Genomic DNA, 18,809 nt, shown 5'->3' with positions numbered 1-18,809 from the left:
TCGGTTGTCGGTTCCTCGAAACCTTCTCCACACCACCACCGTTCCCGTCCGCGTGGAGTTCTACCTGGTGGGGGCGCTGACAGGGGTGTCCGTGCGCTGCCGGGCACCCGCGCCGCCCCTGAGAAGACGGAGCGGACCCCGGCGGCGCGGGTGCGGGTTCCGTGCGTGATCCTCCGCCCGGGAGCCCCCGTCCGCACCTCGGCGCCTGCAGGGGAGGCCGGGGGCGCGACCGCCGGGGCAGGGGTGTCCGATTCGCGGACCCCGGGTAGTGGGGTCGCACGTTCCTGAGCGGAACGGTGACGAGGAGGCGGGTCAGAGCATGTTCCGACACACCAAGCACCTCCAGTGCGAAGCCAAACCCGAGGCTCCGGACGCCCTGTACGCCATGAAGCTCCAGGAGCTCATCGGCGGCGCCTACGGCGAGATGACCGTCACCATGCAGTACCTGTTCCAGGGGTGGAACTGCCGGATGGAGGGCAAGTACAAGGACCTCATCATGGACGTGGCGACCGAGGAGATCGGCCACGTGGAGATGCTGGCGACCATGGTCGGACGCCTGCTGGAGGGGGCGCCCGCGGACACCGTCGCCAAGGCCGTGAAGGATCCGGCCGTCGCCGCCGTCGTGGGCGGGATGAACCCGCAGCAGGCCATCATCGCCGGGGGAGGGGCCGTGCCCACGGACTCCGCCGGCACCCCGTGGAACGGCAAGTACATCGTCGCCAGCGGGAACCTGCTCGCGGACTTCCGCGCCAACGTGGCAGCCGAGGCACAGGGCAGGCTGCAGACCGCGCGGCTGTACAACATGACCGACGACCCCGGGGTCAAGGAGATGCTCCAGTTCAACCTCGCCCGGGACACCGTCCACCAGAACATGTGGCTGGCCGCCATCGAGGAGCTCCAGGAGGACGGACTGGAGGGCGAGATCGCCCCCAACGCACTCCTGGACGTGGAGAACCAGGAGCACGCCAACACCATCTGGGGCCTGTCGGACGGAACGGCCGCCGCCCAGGGCCGCTGGGCCTCCCGGCCCGCTCCCGACGGCGAGCACGAACTGCGCTACCTGGACCAGCCCGACCCGCTCGGCGGACCGGCCTCCGTGCCCCCGCCCGATCCCAAGCTCTACGGGACCTTCGCCGGTCCCGGCGGGCAAGGCTCGGCGAAGGGGGCCTCCAAGGCCACCAAGGGCGGCAAGGGCCTGGCCGACAAGGTCAAGGACGCCCTGGAGTGAGACTCCGGAGAAGGGGGTGGACACCGCCGCGCCGTCAGCGGGGCGGATGTCCACACCCCCCGCGCGGCCGGGCCGGCGCCCCACGGCACGTATCCGGCCCGGCCCCGGCCGTCCCGGACGCCGACCCCGCGAAGAGCGCTCCCCAACCGTGAAAGGCCGCCCGTGATCCTTCCCGAGCCCCGAGGCCCGCTCAGTGAGCGGCTGCTCCTCTCCCTGACCCGTCCACCCCTGGAGGGGGAGGCGACGCTTCCCCGAGGCGTGCCGGCGGTCGCCGACCCGCTCCAGGACGAGGACCTGCAGCTGTCCCTGTTCACCTGCTACCAGCTCCACTACTCGGATCTGGAGGGGGTGGACGGCACGTGGGAGTGGAACCCCGCCCTGATCGCCCTGCGCGCGGAGCTGGAGGGCGAGCTGGAACGCGCCCTGCGCCAGGCCACCCCGGGCCACGGGTGGCAGGGGCAGGAGGACACGCTGCCGTGTGAGGTGCCGACCAGGCTCACGGGGATGATCCGCGCCGCCGGAGGGCCGCCCCTGTCGGCCTTCATGCGGCGGCACGCCACCTTCGGGCAGTACCGCGAGTTCGTCAAGCACCGCTCCCTGTACCACCTGCGCGAGGCCGACCCCCACACCTGGGCGATCCCGCGCGTACAGGGCAGGGCCAAGGCCGCACTCATCGAGATCCAGGCCGACGAGTACGGGCAGGGGCAGCTCGAGAGGATGCACTCCGAGCTCTTCCGGAACACCATGCGCGGCCTCGGCCTGGACACCGCCTACGGCGCCTACCTGGGGTCGGTCCCCGCGGTGACGCTGGCCCTGAACAACACGATGTCGCTCCTCGGCCTCCACCGGCGCCTGCGCGGAGCGCTCCTGGGACATCTGGCGGCCTTCGAGATGACCTCGACCGGCCCCAACCGCGACCTCTCCCTGGGGCTGCGGCGGCTGGGCGTGGCGGTCCAGGTGCGCCGCTACTTCGACGAGCACGTGGAGGCCGACGCCGCGCACGAGCAGATCGCCGCCCGCGACATGTGCGGCTCCTTCGCGGCGGACCACCCCGACCTGGTGCCCGACGTGCTGTTCGGCGCCGCCGCCTGCCTGACCCTGGACCGCCTGTGGGCGGAGCACGTCCTGGGCCGCTGGCAGGAGGGGAAGTCGTCGCTGTCGTCGGCGGACGGCCGGGCGGTTGCGGCCACATGAGCACCCCGGCCGAACTCAGCGTGGTCGTCCCGCTGAAGTGGGAGGACGACGGGGAGGCGGAGGATCTGACCGCCTACCTGCGGTTCCTCGTGGGCGTGGTCCACGAGGCGATCGTCGTCGACGGTTCCCCGAAGGCCCTCTTCGACGGGCACGCAGAACTCTGGCGCGGGACGGGGGTACGCCACATCCCCCCGGACCGGGCCGCCGGGTGCGCGAACGGCAAGGTGGCGGGCGTCCGCACCGGTGTGACGGCGGCGACCTGCGAGAAGGTCGTGATCGCGGACGACGACGTGAGGTACGACGAGTCCTCGCTGGGGCACGTCTCCCGGCTCCTGGACGGCGCCCACCTGGTCAGACCCCAGAACTACTTCGACCCGGCTCCCTGGCACGCCGTGTGGGACACCGGGCGCACCCTGCTGAACAGGTCCGTGGGCCAGGACTATCCGGGGACCTTCGGGTTGCGGCGGTCGGCGCTGCTGGGCATCGGCGGCTACGACGGGAACACGCTCTTCGAGAACCTCGAACTGGTGCGCACGGTCCGGGCCGCGGGAGGGACCGAGGTACTGGCGACCGGCCTGTACGTCCGCCGCCTGCCGCCCCGGGCGTCCCGTTTCTGGTCGCAGAGGACGCGCCAGGCGTACGACGACACGGCCCAGCCCGTGCGCATGGCGCTCTTCCTGGCGCTGCTGCCCCTCACGGGCGTCGCCGCCCTGCGCTCACCCGGGCTCGTGGCGGCCGGGGCCGGGGCCGTCGTCCTGCTCGCCGAAGCGGGCAGGAGGAGAGCGGGGGGACGCGACGTCTTCCCGGTGCGCGCCTCGCTGGGCGCGCCGTTCTGGGTCCTCGAACGGGCGGTGTGCGCGTGGCCCTCGTTCGCGGCCTGGCTGACCGGGAGAGGTGTTCCCTACGCGGGTTCGAGGCTCACGACCGCCGCCCACTCACCCCGTCTGCTCAGGAGGAGCCGGGCGGGGACGCTCTCCCTCCGCCCCGCCGGGGGCGGTGAACCCGATCTCCTTGTGCGTGCCGTCGCAGAAGGGGCGGATGGATGACGCGCCGCAGCGGCACAGTGCCACCGTCCGCCGGCCCTTGGGGATGGGGTCACCCTCCGCGTCCAAGAGCCGGAAGGGACCGCGCAGCAGCAGCGGTCCGTCCGGGCAGGCGGTCACCGAGACCTCCGGGGCGGAAGGGCGTTCGTTCGGCGGGTCGTCTTCCATACGGAGCCCCTGCCCCGGCGGGGGTCACGGAAAACGGCGGCTCCGGCGGGCCAGGCCCTCTCCGCGCCGCCGCCCCGGGCGGACCGGTTCGCGGACACACGGGGGACCGGCGTGCGACGGGCGGCATCGCGGCGGGAGCGCGGGAGGGTCACGACGCCTGAGGCGGATCCACGTCCAGGGCCCGGCCGAGAGCGGCGGTGAGTCGTGCGGAACGCCCTGGCAGGTGCTGCTCGGCCCACGCCCCGGCCGACCGCAGGAAACCGGTCAGGTCCTCCTCGGCGCCTGCCACCAGCCGGCGGAGCCCGGGAGCGGAGGTCTCGATGACCGGGCTGTCCCGCTGCTCCTGGTCGGGCGTCAGGCGCACGGTTCCTCCCGAGACCTCGACGAGAGGGAAGGGGTCGTGGCCGAGGTCGAGCCGGCGACCGGGTTCGTCGAGGTAGTCGAGCCAGTCACGCCACTCGTTGAGGTCGCAGCAGCAGCCGGGCAGCAGGGCGGCGCCGGTCGCGGTGTCGGTGACGCGCATCCCGCCGGCCACGAAGAGCTGGTCCGTCGTGAACAGGGGGTGGAGGAAGCGGTCGAGCGGTTCCGCGGGGCGCGGAGGATGCTCCTCGGGGAACAACCCTTCGACGTCGTTGCAGGCGGCGATGAGCATCACCGCCGTACCGATGTCGACGGGGGACATCCCGCCGTGCAGCCGCAGGAAGTCGAAGACGGCGGGTTCGCCGACGGGCCACAGCGAGAATCCGCCGCGGAAGTGGAGTTCCACCACGGGATGCACGACGATCATGCCGGGAGTCTGGCGCACGGCGGGCGGAGGCGCCACAGGTTTCGGCGGCCGGGAGCGTCCCCGGCGGCGCCCGGCGCCGGGGCCTTCCGCACCGGGCGTCCGCTCCCGGCTCCGTGGCGGGGCGCCTGCCCGGGCCCGGGCCCGGAGCCGGGAGCGGGGCTGGCTGTGCCGCTGCCGGGCGGTGCGGGGCGCCGCGGCGCCCTCGCGGACGCCCCGGGCCCGGCCTTCCGTGCTCCTGCGGGACCGCCGGGGTCAGAGGTCCATGTCCTCGGCGAAGACCCGGAACCCCCTGTGGTCGGCGTGCATCCGCCACAGCCGCTCCGCCAGCACGCCGGGGTCGTGGGTGGGGTGTCCCGGGGTGATGGCCCCGGGGATGATGAGCTGGCCCACATGGATGTTCTCGGGCGCCAGGACCTCGTGCATCATCCGCGCGTAGGCGCCCTGACCGGCGAAGGCGATCGAGGTGCCCGCCACGTTCGGATTGGGTCGGGCGCCGCTGCCGCCGTTGACGAACAGCACCGTGCCGCGCTTGAGGAAACGCATCCCCTGCAGAACCTGGTGGACGGCCGTCACCGGTCCGTAGACGGAGAACTCCACGGCGCCCGCGAGGTCGGCGGCGGTGGTCTCCAGCACGGGGCGCAGGAACTCCTTCTGAGGCAGGGGGCTGTAGGCCAGGACCTCCACGGCCCCGAGTTCCTGTCCGGCCCGTTCGAGCACCGACGCGAGTGCCTCCGGATCCCGGACGTCGGCCGCGTAACCGCGCGCCGTCAACCCCTCGGCGGCGAGGTCCGCGGCCAGGGCGTCGAGGCGCTCCTGGTTACGGGAGACGAGGGCGATGCCGAAGCCCTCCAGGCCGAACCTGCGAGCGACGGCCGCGCCGAGGCCGCGTCCCGCCCCGACGATGGCGATGGTGGTCATATCCGTTCCTCCCGGGTGTGTTCGACGCCGTGCGCTGCGGGGCACGGGCCGGTGTTCTTCCGCGGGGCCCGCAGCGGGGCCGGGGAGTCGGGGGGCACCTCGGCCGCGCGGCGCCCGTCCGCCGTCCGCCGTCCGCCGTCCGCCGTCCGGCGGCCCCCGGCAGCTCGGCCCACGAGGCCGAGGCGGCCACCGGGGCCGGTTCCGCGTCTCCGCACGCCGCAGGGCGGGTGCGTCACTGCACCGCGCATGGCGCCCCCTCGTCCGCGTGGTCGCACGGCGGGACCCCGCCCTCCCGCGGAGGGGAGGAATGCTCTCCCGCTCCCCACCGTCCGTCCACGGTAGGCAGCGGCCCCCGGGACGTGGGAGGCCCTGCCGTGCCCCCTGAACAACATTTGCCTCCCGGATACCGGCCGGTGCCCGCCTCCCCGCCGTGAGCCGGACCCTTCCGGGCGGAGGGGCGCGGCCCCTACGCGTCGGGGACGAGCACGACCTTGCCGATGACGGTGCGGGACTCGGCGAGGGCCAGCGCCGCCGCCGCGTCCGAGAGGGGGATGCGGGCGCCGACCTGCGGCGTCAGGACGCCTTCGGTGAGCAGGCCGAGCACCTGGGCCAGGTCCTCGCGCAGCCGGGCGCGGAAGGCGTCGGCGCGGCGGCTCCCGGCCCAGAAGTTGTAGAAGCCGGCGCTGCGGCCGTTGGGCAGCGCGTTCCACACGCCGAGGCGGCCGAAGAGCTTGAGCACGGGCAGCCGGGAGCTGCCCTCGACGTCCTTGGTCGCGGCGGTCCCGTAGGAGACGAGAGCGCCGCCGCGCCGCAGCAGGCGCCAGGACCGGACGATGCCCTCGCCGCCGACGTGGTCGAACACCGCGTCCACGCCGTGGGGCGCCAGGGAACGGATCTTGTCGTACATGCCCTCGTCGCGGGAGTCGACGGGGGTGGCGCCGAGCTGGCGCACGGCCTCGTGGTGGCGCCGCGCGGCGGTGCCGATCACGGTGATCCCTGAGTGCCGGGCGAGCTGGAGCAGCGTGGTGCCGACCCCGCCGTTGGCGCCGAGGACGACGACCGTGCCGCCGCGCGGCACGGCGGCCGTGCGGTGCAGCATCTGCCATGCGGTGATGCCGTTGACGAGCAGTGTCTCGACGGCCGCGGGGTCCGCGTCCTCCGGCACGGGGACGAGGTCGCGGGCGTCGAGGTGCAGGTGGCTGGCCCAGGAGCCGGTCTTCGTGACGGCGGCGAACCTGCCTCCGAGGAGTGCGGCGTCCACGCCGGGCCCGACCTCGGTGACGGTGCCGACGACGTCGTAGCCGGGCACGAACGGGAACGGGGGCTGGTCGAAGTACTTGCCCCGGCGCATCTGCTGCTCGGCGAACGACACCCCGGTCGCCTCCATGCGGAGCACGACCCGGCCGGGGCCCGGAGCGGACAGCTGCTGCGTGCGCACCTGCAGGCCGGCGGGCTCCACCTTGCCCGGCAGGAGGATCTGGGTGGCGGTGACGGTGGCGTTGCTGGCGGGGTTCATGCGGGCTCCTCCGGGACATTTGGGGTAACGGCTGTAACCTTACGCATGTAACCCTGGTGGGGCAAGGTCGCCGCCGGAAAAACTCACAGCTGTAAGGTGACACCATGAAGGCCACGAAGGACACACCGGCTCCGCGCACCCGCAACCGCCGCGGCCAGGGCGGACGCCTGCGCGAGGACATCGTCGACGCGGCGGTCGCCCTGCTCGACGAGACGGGCGACGAGCGCACCATCACCCTGCGCTCCATCGCGCGCCGGGTCGGCATCGCCGCGCCCTCCATCTACCCGCACTTCTCCGACCAGCCCTCCATCATGCTGGCCGTGGTCAGGCGGGCCTTCGACGAGCTCGAAGCGGCGCTGCGCACGGCACTGGAGGGGGCGGGGGAGGACCCCCGGGCGCGCCTGTACGCCGTGTGCCACGCCTACCTGGACTTCTCCCGCGCGCACCCCGAGCGGTACCGCACCATGTTCGGCGGCCTGTGGATGCCCACGCTCGCCGACACCGCGGTCACCGAGGACGACCTCGTGGCGCTCGGCGACTCCAACCTGCGGATCCTGTCCGGGGTCCTGGCCGCGTGCGCCGAGGCCGGACTCTCCACGAGCACCGATCCCGGCGCCGACTCCTACGCGCTGTGGCTCGGCCTGCACGGGCTCGCGCACCAGCGGTCCGTCACCCGCGTGTTCCCCGGCCCCGACGACATCGGCGAGCGGATGATCCCCGCGCTGGCCCGCCTGCGCGAGGACTGAGTCCGTACCGGGGCCGCGGGCGGCCGCTCCCGGGAACGCGGCCGGGCGCGGTCGGCGGCGTCACCCCCCTTCCCGGCGGGCCGCATCGCCGGGGCGGGCGGTCGCACCGGGCCGCGCGCGTGCCCACGCGAGGAGGCCGGCCAGGGCGTAGGAGGCGCCGAACAGGCAGGAGGCCCACCAGCCCCAGGTGGTGTACGCCCAGGTGGAGGTGGCGGCTCCCAGGGCGGAGCCCAGGGAGTAGAAGGCCATGTAGGCGCCGATGACGCCGCTGGCGCGGTCCGCGTGCGCCGAGGTCAGCAGGTGCTGGTTCCCGACGTGGACGGCCTGGACGGCGAAGTCCAGCAGGACGATCCCGGCAACGAGGGGCCACAGGGTCGGCTCCGGCCGGGCGATGAGAGCCCAGGAGGCGATCAGCAGCACGAGGGACCACCCGCTGACCGGCTGGGCGCGGCCGCCGTCGGCCCATCTCCCCGCCCGGGAGGCCCCGAGGGCCCCGGCGAGGCCCGCCAGTCCGAAGAGGCCGATCGCCGTGGTGCCGAACGACCACGGTTCGGCGCCGAGCGGCAGGGCGAGCCCGCTCCAGAGGGTGCTGAAGGACGCGAAGAGGAAGAAGGCGATGAGGCCCCGGCCGAGGAGCAGTCGGTCGGTGACGGCCAGCCGCGCCATCGCGCCGACCGCCCGCGCGTACGGCTCGCGGGAGGTGCGGGGGTCCGGGTGGAGGCCCGCGCGCACGGCCGCGGCGAGCACGGTGCACAGCAGTGCGAGCACGAGGTAGACGGCGCGCCAGCCCACCGTGTCGCCCAGTGCGCCCGCCAGGACGCGGACCCCGAGGATGCCGACCACCACTCCCGACGTGACCGCGCCGATGTTGCGCCCCCGTTCGCCGGGCGCGGAGGCGGAGGCGACATGGGCCACGGCGACCTGGACCACGACCGCGAAGAAGCCGGCGGTCGCCAGCCCCGCCGTCGCCACCGCGCCGTTGGGGGCGAGGGCCGTGGTCCCGGCGCCCGCGGCGACGAGCGCCAGGAGGCAGGTGAGGAGCCGCCGCCGGTCCACCACGTCGCCGAGGGGGACCAGCAGGATCAGGCCCGCGAAGTAGCCGAGCTGGCCCGCGGCGGCCAGCTGTCCGAGTGACGTGGGCGCCATCCCCAGGTCGGCGCCCGCGGCTTCCAGGACCGGTTGGATCGCGTACACGGTGGACACCGCCACGGCGCACACCACCGCCAGGACGATGCGCTGAGCACTCGTCACCCCTGTCACCGCACCACTCCTTTGGTTTCAAAATGCAACCATTGGAGGCTAGGGCATAATGGTTTCAAAGTGCAACCAGTAAAGGAGGGCTTCCATGGCGGAGGCGGAAACCGGTCGTGGCTGGACCGATCCCACGTGCCCGGTTGCCCGGACGGTCGACCTCGTCGGCGACCGGTGGAGCCTGCTCATCGTCCGCGACGCGATGGAGGGCCCGGCGTCCTTCACCGAGTTCCGCCGACGGCTCGGCATCGCCCGCAACATCCTCAGCGACCGGCTCCGCAAGCTCGTCGACCACGGAGTCCTGGTCACCAGCCCCAGCGGCGGACGGCACGTCTACGAGCTGACCGGGGCCGGCAGGGACCTGTTCACCGTCGTGGTGGCGCTGAGGCAGTGGGGGGAGCGCCACGCCTTCTCCGACGGCGAGCCCCGTTCGCGCCTCACCGACGCCGAGGGGCGTCCGCTCGCCGAGCTCCGCCCCCGGGGCCAGGACGGCGCCCCTCTCACCGCCGGTGCGACCCGGGTGGAGAGGGTGGGCTGAAGGGGGCCGCGGCGTTCCCCCGGACGCCGCCGGACGGGTCCGGCGACGCGGCCCGCCGCGCAGCGGCGCCCCTACGCGACGCTGTACGGCCGGGTAGGTGTACATGCTGGCCAAACCTGGCCATAGCCTGCGAAAACATCTCATCCAGGTTCTGTGGCCTGCCAGGATGACGCTTCCGACAAGCACTCACCCCTGGAGCGCCCATGCCACGACCCGCCTCGCGCGTCACCGCCATCGCCGCGGCAGCCGTCACCGCCCTGTCCCTGCTGTCGGCCCCCGCGCAGGCCGCCTCCTCGACCGGGGCGCTGACGGTGACCCACGTGCGCGCCAACTCGGCGGGCACGGACACCAAGAGCAACCTGAACGGCGAGTACTTCGTCATCAAGAACACCAGCACCAAGACGGTGAACCTGCGGGGGTACGTCCCCGACATCACCAGCAACACCTACGGCCGGGTCCTGCCCTCCTACAACCTGCCCGCGGGAGCGGTGGCCTACGTGCGCACCGGCAGCGGCACCAACCGGCGCGACGCGAGCGGCAACCACCAGGTCTACCGCGGCTACGCCCGCCACGTGCTGCCCAACGACGCCACCGGCCGCAGCCCCGACCTGCGCCTGAAGAGGCCCGGGAGCGCGGACAACAACTCCTCGAGCGGGTCGATCAGCTCCTGCAACTGGGGCAGGGCCGGCAACGGCACCACCTACCGCTGCTGACCCGGAGTCCCCGGCGCCACCGGGCCCGTTCGGGAACCCCCGGGCGGGCCCGGCCGCCGTTCGGTCGGCGTCCGGGCGTCGGAGCGGTCCCCGCCCGAACCGGTCACCCGGAAATCCCGACACCACCGCCGGTACCGGACACCGCTCCGGCGGCGATCGGACCGTTTCGGCCACGCGGCGCACATGCGCTGTGGTAGGTCTCGGGGGAGACCCTGGGAAAGGCGGGACATTGGTCAAGATCGCACTGGTCTGCGGAGACGGACTCCCCGTCAGCGGCCTGCTCACCGTCTTCCGCAACGTCGTGACCCGCTTCCACGGGCGACCGGACCCGCACGAGCCCGTCCCGGCCGACCTCGGCTACTCGTGGCGCCCCGACAAGCCGGCCTTCTTCCCCGACGGCGCCGGGGCGGACTGCTATCCGCCCTGGCTCCGGGTGAGCCGGGCCCGGCCCTGCGCGGGACCGGACCTGGCGGGGGAACTCCTCGACGTGCGGCGACAGGTCGCCCGGGCGGACGCCCTCGGCCCCGGGGAGAGGGCACGCCTGCACCGGCGCGTCGAGGCCCTGGCCGGCCCCTACCGGGCCTACTTCTCGGAGTGGCTCCACGAGCACGACGTGGACTGGGTGGTGGCGGTCAACATGACCCTCTCCGACGCGGTCCCGGTGACCCTGGCCCTCCACCGCGCCGCGGGGGAGCGCTGGGGCGGCGGACGCCCCGGCGGAGTCCTCTTCTGGGACCACGACCTGTTCGGCAGCTACGCCGTGCACGAGGGCGACGAACGGGTCTACCCCCCGGCCCCCAACGAGTTCACCCCGCTGCCGGGCGGGCACCCCGCGCACCGCTGGGCGGTCGTCTCGGAGGCGCTGCGTGCCGAGGCCAGCGGGTATCCCACCCCGCTGGAGCCGGTCACGGTCCCCAACGTGCTGCCCGAAGCTCCCCCCGAGGGGCTGGAGGACCGGCACACGGAGTTCCTGGAGCAGATCGGCGCCGCGCCCGGCCGGCCCCTGCTGCTGGTCCCCGTCCGCGTCTTCAGGGTCAAGGGCGTGGAGATCTCGGTCCGGCTCTTCTCCCGCATGCGGCAGGTGAGCCGCGAACAGGGGCGGCCCGAACCCCTTCTCCTGGTCTTCGGAGACCTGGGTGAGGATCCGGACTACACCGAGGAGGTGCTCGACGAGGCCTCGCAGGAGGGGGTGCTGGACCACGTGAGGTTCCTGGACGGTGTGCCGCTGCAGAGCCACCGGGGGACGGACCTGCGCTGGCGCCTCGACGAGGTCGACCTCCTGCGGGTGGGCGCCGCCACGGGCGGCGGGGTGCTGTTCACACCCAGCCGCCCGGACGTGGAGAGCGTGGGACTGGGGCCCGCGCTCGCCACCGTCGCGGGCCTGCCCAGCGCGGTCGGCGACTTCCACGCCTTCTCCGACATCTACGGCGACGCGTTCCTGTGCGCCCGCCTGCACCGGGACGGCGACCTGCGCAGGACCGCCGAGGAGATGCTCGGGCTCATGCGCGCCAGGGTGGACGGCGAGCCCTGGTTCGCCGAGGCCATGCGGCGCAACAGGGCGAGGATGGACTCCCACTTCCCCGTCGAACCGTGGCGGCGGCTCTGGGAGGAGCTGGTCTCCGGGACCGAAGGGGCCGTGACGGCGCCGGAGGACCCGGCCGGCGCATGAGCGCGGCCCCGGTCCGGGCCCCGTTCACGCCCGGCCCGGGAGCGGCGGAGCCCCCGCGCGACGCCTCCTGGTCGTGCGGGGGCTCCGTCACCGCGCGCCCGGCCGGAAGCGGACTCAGCCGGGGAGCTCGCCCGAGCGGTTCGAGCGCAGGGTCAGCGCGGTGAGCAGGCCGACCACCGCCACCCCCATCACCCAGTAGGCCGGGGAGACCGGGTTGCCCGTGGACGCGACCAGCTGGGCCGCGATGTAGGGGGCCGTCCCGCCGGCGACGATGGTCCCGATGTTGAAGCCGAGGGAGACGCCGGTGTAGCGGACCGCCCGCGGGAAGAGCTCGGTGAACAGCGGGAACGCGGGGACCTGCAGCGCCGCGTTGAGGATCATGAACACCAGGTACACCAGCCCCACGACCAGGAGCCCCGAGGCCTCGGACATGGCCAGCAGGATGGGGTAGGCCAGCAGGACGTACCCGACGCACCCCGTGGTGAGCACGGTCAGGCGCCCGAAGCGGTCGGTGAGCATGCCCATGAACGGCATGGACAGGCAGGCCAGGCCGATGACCGCCGCCGAGAGCCAGTACACGTGCTGGGAGTCGTGGCCCAGGTCGTTGATCAGGTAGACGTTCATGTAGGTCAGCCCGACGTACCCCGTGCCGTTGGTGGCGACGGCCAGGCCGATGACCTTGAGGACCGAGCCCGAGTTGCTCCGCAGCACGTCGACGAAGGGGCTGCGGGTCACCTCCGACCGGGCCTCCATCTCCCTGAAGTCGGGGGTGTCCTCCAGTTTGAGCCGCGCCCACAGGCACAGGAGGGTCAGCGGGACGCACAGCAGGAACGGGACGCGCCATCCCCAGGCCGACATCTGGTCGGGGGAGAGGAGCCCGACGACGATTCCGGCCACGGCGGCGGCGACCGCGAAGCCCAGGGTGGAGCCGGTCGGGGTGAAGGCCCCGAAGAAGCCGCGCAGCCCGGACGGCGAGGACTCCGCGATGTAGGTGGCCGATCCGCCGATCTCGCCCCCGGCCGAGAAGCCCTCCGCCATGCGGACGATCACCAGCAGGATCGGCGCGGTGATGCCGACCTGCGGGTAGGTGGGCAGCACGCCCATCAGGGCGCAGCACAGGCCCATGCTGACGACGGTGGACACCAGGGCGACCTTGCGCCCGCTGCGGTCGCCGAGGCGGCCGAAGAAGATCCCGCCGAGCGGCCGCATCAGGTAGCCGGACCCGAACACGGCCAGGGTGGCCAGGATCGACGTGGCGGGGTTGGAGCTGGGGAAGAACAGCGGGGCGATGACGACGGCCAGGAACCCGTAGACGCTGAACGCGTAGTACTCGATCAGGGTTCCCACTCCGCCGGCGACCGCGGCCCGCAGCGCGGTGCGCCGGTCGCGCACGGGTGCGCCGGGTGCGGCGACGGCCGGGGGGCTCCCGGCGCTCTCTGGAGAGGACAAGGCGATACCTCCTGGTGGGATGGGGCTCGAGCGCCCGCCATGGGCTCTCGGGGGGATGGTGCCTCCCCGTGCGTGCGGGGCGGCGGGGCGGGGCGCCGGCGTGGTGTTCGCGCCCGTCGGCGAGGTGGACCGGGAGCGCCGGTCAGTCGGCGGCGCGTGCCCGCCGGTGCTCGGCGAGGAGCAGGTTCAGGCTCCCGCCGGCCTCGATGACCTTGACCACGCGTTCGCTGAGCGGTTCCCCGGCCAGTTCTGCGTCCTGGCGTCGGAGGCGGACGGCGGGGCGCCGCCAGTCGACCGAGACGCGGTCCCACCGGCGGACGGCGCGGGTGATCCCCGGAACGGTCAGGAGCGGCATGCCGTTGTAGGTCTCCCCGCGCCAGAAGCCGGGGGAGAAGGACTCGGCGAGGACGGCCGCGATCCCCAGGTTGCGCAGTGCGACCATCGGCGGGTAGTGCGGGTGCCCGTAGCCGAAGTTGCGGCCCCCGACGACGACGTCGCCGGGGCGCACCTCGTCGGCGAACGCCGGGTCGTAGTGCCGCATGCACACGCTGCGCAGCACGTCGGGGTCGTAGTGCTTGATGTTCTCCACGCCGATGACGAGGTCGATGTCGAAGTCGTCCCCGAAGATCCAGGCGACACGGCCCTCGATGATGTCGGGCGGGGGCAGCGGACTCACGGGCCCGTCACCTCCCGTACGTCGGAGATCTCCCCGGTCACGGCGCTGGCGGCGACGGTGTAGGCGGACCCCATGTAGATGTGGGCGCCCGTGTCGCCCATGCGCCCGGAGATGTTGAGCACCCCCGTGGACACGCAGTTCTCGCCGGCCCGCAGCGGTTTCTGGTAGCCGAAGCAGAAGTCGCAGCTGGACGTGGCCACGGCCGCCCCCGCGTCGCGCAGGACGTCGAGCAGCCCCTCCTCCTCCGCCCGGCGGTGGATCGCGGCAGAGGTGGGGACGACGTTGAGCTGCACGCCGTCGGCGACCCTGCGGCCCCGCAGCACCTGCGCGGCGGCGCGGATGTCCTCCAGCCTCCCGCTGGCGCAGGAGCCGATGAACGCCTTGGTGACGGGGGTGCCCTTCAGGGCCGAGACCCCCTTCGTGTTCGCGCCCCGCGCGGATCCGGGGAGCACGACCTGCGGTTCCAGCTCCGAGAGGTCGATCTCGTGCACGCCGGTGTAGACCGCGTCGGGATCGCTGTAGAGCGGTTCGGGGACGGCGTCGGACACCTGGCGGGCGTAGTCCAGGGAGAGCTCGTCCGGGTTGAAGATCGCCGACACCGCGCCGGTGAACATCGCCATGCCGCACAGGCCCTGCCTGCGGTCGATGCTCATGGAGCGCGCTCCGGGCCCGGTGAACTCCATGACCTGGTGGGCGCAGCCGTCGGCGCCGAGCCGGGCGATGATGGTGTGGATCAGGTCGCGGTTGTCCACCCCCTCGGGGAAGCTGCCGGTGAGTTCGAACCGCACCGACTCGGGCACGTCCAGGTGGATCCGTCCGGTGACCCACGCCTCCAGGAGGTCGCGCCGCACCCCCCAGCCGAGGGCCCCGAAGGCTCCCAGCCCGCTGATGTGGCCGTCGAAGTGGATGAGGAACCTGCCGGGGAGCGCGTACCCGAGCTCGGCGGCGACCTGGTGGCCGATCCCCTCGGCCTCGTGCAGGGTGATCCCGTAGAAGTCGCACCAGTCCCGGGTGACCTGGTGGACCGCCTCCTCCTTGGCGTCGCCCCGGGTGAGCATGTGGTCGATGAAGACCAGGTAGCGCTCGGGGTCGTCCAGTTCCGTGATGCCGAAGTCGTCGTGCATCTGGCGGAACATCACGTCGGTGTATCCGGGGAAGTCGTAGGCGATCATGTGGTCGGGGCGGAAGGCGCGGTTGTCGCGGGCACGGACCGGCGTTCCCCCGGCCGTCCGGCCGAGGATCTTCTCGGTGATGGTGCGGCCCATGGTCAGGCTCCTCCCCGGGCCGCGGGCAGGTAGGCCTTCTGCGCGGCCTCCACCTCGGCGAACCCGATCAGGTCGACGAACTCGTGGTGCGGCAGGGCGTCGGCGCTCACGTCCGCGGGGGGCTCGCCCGCCGCGAGCCGGCCCAGGGCCTGTCGCATGGCCCCGGCGGCCGCCATCAGGACCTGGGTGGGCAGGAGCGCGATCGCGACCCCGACCTCCTCCAGGACCCGGGGGGTGAACTCGCGCTCGGTCCAGGCGGACGCGGTGAGCGTGGCCACGAGGGGGACGCCGGCGGCCTCCCTGCACCGGGCCCATTCGTCGGCGGTGGAGAAGGTCCTGGTGACCGGCATGACCATGTCGGCCCCGGCCCCGGCGTAGGACTTCGCCCGCTGCAGCGCCTCCTCGCCCCGGGCGTCGGTGCGCGCGATGACGAGGACGTCGTCGCCGACGGCGTCCTTGACGGCGCGCACCTTCATGGCCGCCTCCTCCGGCGGGACCAGCGGCACGGGGTCCCCGACGCAGAGGGGGCAGCGCTTGGGCGATTCCTGGTCCTCCATGAAGACCGCGGCGACCCCCGCGTCGCGGAAGCGCCGGGCCGTCCGGGCGGCGTTGAGGGCGTTGCCGTACCCGGTGTCGATGTCGGCGATCAGAGGGAGGCCGCTGGACTCGCGGATGCGGCGGGTGGCCTCCAGGTTCTCCGACATGGTGTAGAGCTCGGCGTCGGGATAGCCGAGGGACGCGGAGACCGCGAAGCCCGAGGCGCACAGTGCGGAGAAGCCGGCCTGCTCGGCGAGGCGGGCGGTGAGCCCGTCCCACACGCCGGGTGCGTGGACGACCCCCTCGCCCATCAGCTCGCGCAGTCGTCGGGAACTCATCCCCACCCCTTTCGTATTACGGAACGCGTTTCAAAAAGACACTAGGGAGCGCTAGGATCTTGTGTCAAGGGTCACTATGCTCTGTAACCCAGCAGACACGGAAGTGATCTACGTGCTGAAACGGTCCGTGTCGGAGACGGGCTCCGGTCGCGATGTCTACCGTGTCGGCAAAAAATGGAACGCATTCCGGTCCACCACGAAGAGAGGAAGCCTCCATGATCTCCGCGATGCAGGCCGAACCGCTGGGGTTGCACCACGTCTTCGAGCGGGCCGAGGCGGTCTTCGCCGACCGCGAGGTCACCGGTCGGGATCCCGGAGGCGTCCGCGGGCTGGACTACGCCGAGCTCTTCGCCGGGGCCCGAGGGCTCGCCGAGGACCTGGCGGGGCTCGGGCTCCGGCCCGGCGACCGGGTCGCCACCTACGCCTGGAACACGCTGGACCACATGCGCGCCTACATCGCGATCCCCGGGGCGGGCATGGTCATGCACACGGTGAACATCCGCCTCGGCGCCGACGAGGTCGCCTACACGCTCGCGCACGCCGGAGACCGCGCGGTGCTCGTGGACGGCTCCCTGTGGGAGTCCTGGTCCGCCGTCGACCTTCCCGACACGGTCGAGCACGTGCTCGTCATGGGGGAGGCCCCCGACCTCCCCGCCGTCCAGGGCGGCGCGGCCGTGCACCGGCTGGAGGCCCGACCGGTCCCCGGACAGCGGGGCTGGTGGCGACCGCGGGACGAGAACGAGGCCGTGGGCGTCTGTTACACCTCCGGCACCACCGGCCGCCCCAAGGCGGTGGTCTACAGCCACCGGTCGGTCTACCTGCACGCGCTCACGCTGTGCGGGACCGACGCGTTCGCCATCGGCCACCACGACGTGGTGCTGCCGGTCGTGCCGATGTTCCACGCGAACGCGTGGAACCTGCCCTACGCCGGCCTGGTGGCGGGGGCCGGGCTGGCGTTCCCCGGACGCCATCTGGACCCGCTGGGCCTCACCGGGTTCATCCGGGACTCCCGGGCGACGTTCGCCGCCGGCGTCCCCACCGTGTGGGCCGCCGTGGTCAGGGCGCTCCACGAGGGGCGGACGCCGGCAGACGCTCTGGCGACCATGGACCGGATCGTCATCGGCGGCTCCTCCGCCCCGGAGAGCCTGCTCGACGCGCTCACCGGTCTCGGGATCCGGCCCGTCCACGCCTGGGGCATGACCGAGTGCTCCCCGGTCGGACTGGTCGCGTCGGAACCGTGCACCCCCGACCGGGCGGTGCGTTCGGCCGCCCGGCGCACCCAGGGCCGACCCCTGCCGGGCCTGGCCGTGCGCTCGTCGGCGGAGAGGCGCGAGGCCGCCCGCGACGGCGCCGCGGTGGGGGAGCTGGAGATCAGCGGCCCCTTCGTCGTCGACCACTACCACGCCCCGGAGAAGGACGACAGCGCGTCCTTCACCGCTTCCCCCGACGGTCGCCGCTGGCTGCGCACGGGGGACATGGTCACGGTCGACGCCCGGGGGTACGTGACCCTGGTGGACCGCGCCAAGGACATGGTCAAGTCCGGAGGGGAGTGGATCTCCTCGGTCGACCTGGAGAACAGGCTGGCCGCCCACCCGCGGGTGAACGAGACCGCCGTCATCGCGGTCCCCGACGAGGTCTGGGGGGAGCGCCCCGTCGCCGTCCTCTCGAGCGCGGACGGCCGACCGATCGACCCCGACGAGCTGCGGAGGTTCCTCGGGGAGCAGGTCCCGCGCTGGCAGCTGCCCGACCGGTTCGTGGTGGTGGACGAGGTGCCCAAGACCGGCGTGGGCAAGTTCGACAAGAAGCGGATGCGCGCGGAGTACGGCCATGGGCGCTGAACCGCTGGGAGGCCCCGTTCCCGGGGCCCGCACACGGTGGCGGGAGTGCCGCGAACCGGCCGTTACCCTGTCATCGATGACGGAGCGTGCTAGGAGGTCTCCTCAGTGGCGATGATCGACGGTGAATCGGCCGCTGATTCCAAGGGCACGGTCAACGCGGTGCTCCGTGCCTGCCGGCTCCTGGAGTGCTTCACCCACGAACGGCCCGCGCTCACGCTCGGTGAACTGGCGGAGCGGACCGGCCTGAACAAGGCCACCACGCACCGCCTCCTGGCCACGCTGGTGCAGGCCGGCTGGGTCAGCCAGCGCGCGGACGGCGCCTACAAGGTCAACATGAGGCTGTTCGCGGTGGGGTCCGTGGCGCTGGCCGAGCTCAACCTGCGCGACGAGGCCGCACCGCTGCTGCGGGACCTGTCCGCGCGCTTCGGCCACACCGCCTACCTGATGGTGCCCTCCGAGGACGGGGCGGTCTGCATCGACCTCGTCGAGGGCGCCGGGCCGCTGACCGTCAAGCAGATCACCGTCGGCAGCGTGCTGCCCTTCCACACGGCGGCGGGGCCGATGACGATGCTGGCCCACTCCTCCGCGCTGCGGGAGCGGTGGCTGTCCCGGCCGCTGCGCAGGTACACCCCACACACCCTGACCGACGCGGAGGTCCTGCGGGGCGAGCTGAAGAAGATCGCGTCCGAGGGCTACACCGTCAGCGACGAGGACTTCCTCCAGGACGTGGGCGCCGTGGCCGCCCCCGTGTTCGACTCCTCCGGGGGCCTGGCGGCCACGGTGAGCCTGGGCGGCCCGGCCACGCACTTCCGGGGCACGGGCCTGGTCGGCGTCATCGCGGCCGTCCGCGAGGCGGCGGCCGAGCTGTCGCGCCAGCTGGGGGCCCAGGGGCGGGCCCCCGCCGAGGGCTGAGGGCCCGGGGAGCTCCGGCTCCC

The 18,809-nt window shown here is 73.2% G+C and carries 18 protein-coding genes; 9 read left to right on the top strand and 9 right to left on the bottom strand.

What is annotated here, in order from left to right; genetic code table 11:
- Window positions 1-319: 319 nt before the first annotated feature.
- The 3 genes from ACQPYD_RS20705 to ACQPYD_RS20695 all read left to right on the top strand — a co-directional run bounded on the left by ACQPYD_RS20705 (window position 320) and on the right by ACQPYD_RS20695 (window position 3,468).
- Window positions 320-1,228, top strand: a complete 909-nt coding sequence (locus ACQPYD_RS20705; protein ID WP_433697252.1) for a manganese catalase family protein — start codon at window positions 320-322, stop codon at window positions 1,226-1,228.
- 162 nt (window positions 1,229-1,390) lie between these two features.
- Window positions 1,391-2,422: an iron-containing redox enzyme family protein gene (locus ACQPYD_RS20700; RefSeq protein ID WP_433697251.1), complete on the top strand. Its 1,032-nt coding sequence runs from the start codon at window positions 1,391-1,393 to the stop codon at window positions 2,420-2,422.
- Window positions 2,419-3,468, top strand: coding sequence for a glycosyltransferase (locus ACQPYD_RS20695; RefSeq protein WP_433697250.1), 1,050 nt, complete (start codon window positions 2,419-2,421; stop codon window positions 3,466-3,468). The genes ACQPYD_RS20700 and ACQPYD_RS20695 overlap by 4 nt, the downstream gene beginning before the upstream one ends.
- Here the strand turns inward: ACQPYD_RS20695 and ACQPYD_RS20690 are convergent.
- From ACQPYD_RS20690 to ACQPYD_RS20675, 4 genes are all read right to left on the bottom strand, one after another.
- Entirely contained in the window at window positions 3,358-3,633 is a 276-nt protein-coding gene (locus ACQPYD_RS20690; RefSeq protein ID WP_433697249.1) for a CDGSH iron-sulfur domain-containing protein, read from the bottom strand. The two genes, ACQPYD_RS20695 and ACQPYD_RS20690, sit on opposite strands and share 111 nt — an antisense overlap.
- Before the next feature lie 148 nt (window positions 3,634-3,781).
- Window positions 3,782-4,420, bottom strand: a complete 639-nt coding sequence (locus ACQPYD_RS20685) for a hypothetical protein (RefSeq protein WP_433697248.1) — start codon at window positions 4,418-4,420, stop codon at window positions 3,782-3,784.
- A 252-nt stretch (window positions 4,421-4,672) separates the two neighbouring features.
- Window positions 4,673-5,338 carry an SDR family NAD(P)-dependent oxidoreductase gene (locus ACQPYD_RS20680; protein ID WP_433697247.1) on the bottom strand — a complete coding sequence of 222 codons (666 nt, stop codon included), beginning with the start codon at window positions 5,336-5,338 and terminating at the stop codon, window positions 4,673-4,675.
- Window positions 5,339-5,804: 466 nt separating this feature from the next.
- Window positions 5,805-6,854, bottom strand: a complete 1,050-nt coding sequence (locus ACQPYD_RS20675; RefSeq protein WP_433697246.1) for a medium chain dehydrogenase/reductase family protein — start codon at window positions 6,852-6,854, stop codon at window positions 5,805-5,807.
- A gap of 104 nt (window positions 6,855-6,958) precedes the next feature.
- Between ACQPYD_RS20675 and ACQPYD_RS20670 the strand changes: the two genes are divergently transcribed.
- Window positions 6,959-7,600 carry a TetR/AcrR family transcriptional regulator gene (locus tag ACQPYD_RS20670; protein WP_433697245.1) on the top strand — a complete coding sequence of 214 codons (642 nt, stop codon included), beginning with the start codon at window positions 6,959-6,961 and terminating at the stop codon, window positions 7,598-7,600.
- A gap of 60 nt (window positions 7,601-7,660) precedes the next feature.
- Here ACQPYD_RS20670 and ACQPYD_RS20665 read toward each other — a convergent pair whose 3' ends face one another.
- Complete coding sequence (locus ACQPYD_RS20665; protein WP_433697244.1) at window positions 7,661-8,860, bottom strand: MFS transporter; 1,200 nt, start codon at window positions 8,858-8,860, stop codon at window positions 7,661-7,663.
- Window positions 8,861-8,945: 85 nt separating this feature from the next.
- On the opposite strand from ACQPYD_RS20665, the gene ACQPYD_RS20660 reads away from it, so the two are divergent.
- From ACQPYD_RS20660 to ACQPYD_RS20650, 3 genes are all read left to right on the top strand, one after another.
- Entirely contained in the window at window positions 8,946-9,389 is a 444-nt protein-coding gene (locus ACQPYD_RS20660) for a winged helix-turn-helix transcriptional regulator (RefSeq protein ID WP_433697243.1), read from the top strand.
- A 203-nt stretch (window positions 9,390-9,592) separates the two neighbouring features.
- Window positions 9,593-10,102: a lamin tail domain-containing protein gene (locus tag ACQPYD_RS20655; RefSeq protein ID WP_433697242.1), complete on the top strand. Its 510-nt coding sequence runs from the start codon at window positions 9,593-9,595 to the stop codon at window positions 10,100-10,102.
- A 229-nt stretch (window positions 10,103-10,331) separates the two neighbouring features.
- Complete coding sequence (locus tag ACQPYD_RS20650; protein WP_433697241.1) at window positions 10,332-11,771, top strand: hypothetical protein; 1,440 nt, start codon at window positions 10,332-10,334, stop codon at window positions 11,769-11,771.
- Between the two features lie 114 nt (window positions 11,772-11,885).
- Here ACQPYD_RS20650 and ACQPYD_RS20645 read toward each other — a convergent pair whose 3' ends face one another.
- The 4 genes from ACQPYD_RS20645 to ACQPYD_RS20630 form a co-directional block, all read right to left on the bottom strand.
- Complete coding sequence (locus ACQPYD_RS20645) at window positions 11,886-13,220, bottom strand: MFS transporter (protein ID WP_433697240.1); 1,335 nt, start codon at window positions 13,218-13,220, stop codon at window positions 11,886-11,888.
- Window positions 13,221-13,362: 142 nt separating this feature from the next.
- The gene (locus ACQPYD_RS20640) at window positions 13,363-13,896 is read right to left on the bottom strand and encodes a 3-isopropylmalate dehydratase (protein ID WP_433697239.1); all 534 of its coding nucleotides are present in this window, start codon (window positions 13,894-13,896) and stop codon (window positions 13,363-13,365) included.
- Complete coding sequence (locus tag ACQPYD_RS20635; RefSeq protein WP_433697238.1) at window positions 13,893-15,161, bottom strand: 3-isopropylmalate dehydratase large subunit; 1,269 nt, start codon at window positions 15,159-15,161, stop codon at window positions 13,893-13,895. Before ACQPYD_RS20635 ends, ACQPYD_RS20640 begins: the two co-directional genes overlap by 4 nt.
- Window positions 15,162-15,163: 2 nt before the next feature.
- Complete coding sequence (locus ACQPYD_RS20630; protein ID WP_433697237.1) at window positions 15,164-16,036, bottom strand: isocitrate lyase/PEP mutase family protein; 873 nt, start codon at window positions 16,034-16,036, stop codon at window positions 15,164-15,166.
- 215 nt (window positions 16,037-16,251) lie between these two features.
- Between ACQPYD_RS20630 and ACQPYD_RS20625 the strand changes: the two genes are divergently transcribed.
- Together ACQPYD_RS20625 and ACQPYD_RS20620 are read left to right on the top strand one after the other, a co-directional pair.
- A complete protein-coding gene (locus ACQPYD_RS20625) occupies window positions 16,252-17,874 on the top strand; it encodes an AMP-binding protein (protein WP_433697236.1) in 1,623 nt (540 codons plus the stop codon).
- A gap of 111 nt (window positions 17,875-17,985) precedes the next feature.
- On the top strand, window positions 17,986-18,786 hold the full coding sequence (locus ACQPYD_RS20620; RefSeq protein ID WP_433702092.1) for an IclR family transcriptional regulator: 801 nt from the start codon (window positions 17,986-17,988) through the stop codon (window positions 18,784-18,786).
- Window positions 18,787-18,809 lie beyond the last annotated feature (23 nt).

It is taken from the genome of Nocardiopsis sp. CA-288880, from assembly GCF_050955985.1.
Classification (GTDB): domain Bacteria; phylum Actinomycetota; class Actinomycetes; order Streptosporangiales; family Streptosporangiaceae; genus Nocardiopsis; species Nocardiopsis tropica.
Note: the sequence above shows the minus strand (reverse complement) of the source record. Positions and strands in the feature narration are given on the sequence as shown.

Bases quoted from the DNA above. Each gene is read 5' to 3' on its own strand.
- ACQPYD_RS20670 (WP_433697245.1), top strand. From the start codon at position 6,959: ATGAAGGCCACGAAGGACACACCGGCTCCGCGCACCCGCAACCGCCGC.
- ACQPYD_RS20625 (WP_433697236.1), top strand. From the start codon at position 16,252: ATGATCTCCGCGATGCAGGCCGAACCGCTGGGGTTGCACCACGTCTTC.
- ACQPYD_RS20630 (WP_433697237.1), bottom strand. From the start codon at position 16,036: ATGAGTTCCCGACGACTGCGCGAGCTGATGGGCGAGGGGGTCGTCCAC.
- ACQPYD_RS20675 (WP_433697246.1), bottom strand. From the start codon at position 6,854: ATGAACCCCGCCAGCAACGCCACCGTCACCGCCACCCAGATCCTCCTG.
- ACQPYD_RS20705 (WP_433697252.1), top strand. From the start codon at position 320: ATGTTCCGACACACCAAGCACCTCCAGTGCGAAGCCAAACCCGAGGCT.
- ACQPYD_RS20655 (WP_433697242.1), top strand. From the start codon at position 9,593: ATGCCACGACCCGCCTCGCGCGTCACCGCCATCGCCGCGGCAGCCGTC.
- ACQPYD_RS20660 (WP_433697243.1), top strand. From the start codon at position 8,946: ATGGCGGAGGCGGAAACCGGTCGTGGCTGGACCGATCCCACGTGCCCG.
- ACQPYD_RS20685 (WP_433697248.1), bottom strand. From the start codon at position 4,420: ATGATCGTCGTGCATCCCGTGGTGGAACTCCACTTCCGCGGCGGATTC.
- ACQPYD_RS20695 (WP_433697250.1), top strand. From the start codon at position 2,419: ATGAGCACCCCGGCCGAACTCAGCGTGGTCGTCCCGCTGAAGTGGGAG.
- ACQPYD_RS20635 (WP_433697238.1), bottom strand. From the start codon at position 15,161: ATGGGCCGCACCATCACCGAGAAGATCCTCGGCCGGACGGCCGGGGGA.
- ACQPYD_RS20690 (WP_433697249.1), bottom strand. From the start codon at position 3,633: ATGGAAGACGACCCGCCGAACGAACGCCCTTCCGCCCCGGAGGTCTCG.
- ACQPYD_RS20620 (WP_433702092.1), top strand. From the start codon at position 17,986: ATGATCGACGGTGAATCGGCCGCTGATTCCAAGGGCACGGTCAACGCG.
- ACQPYD_RS20680 (WP_433697247.1), bottom strand. From the start codon at position 5,338: ATGACCACCATCGCCATCGTCGGGGCGGGACGCGGCCTCGGCGCGGCC.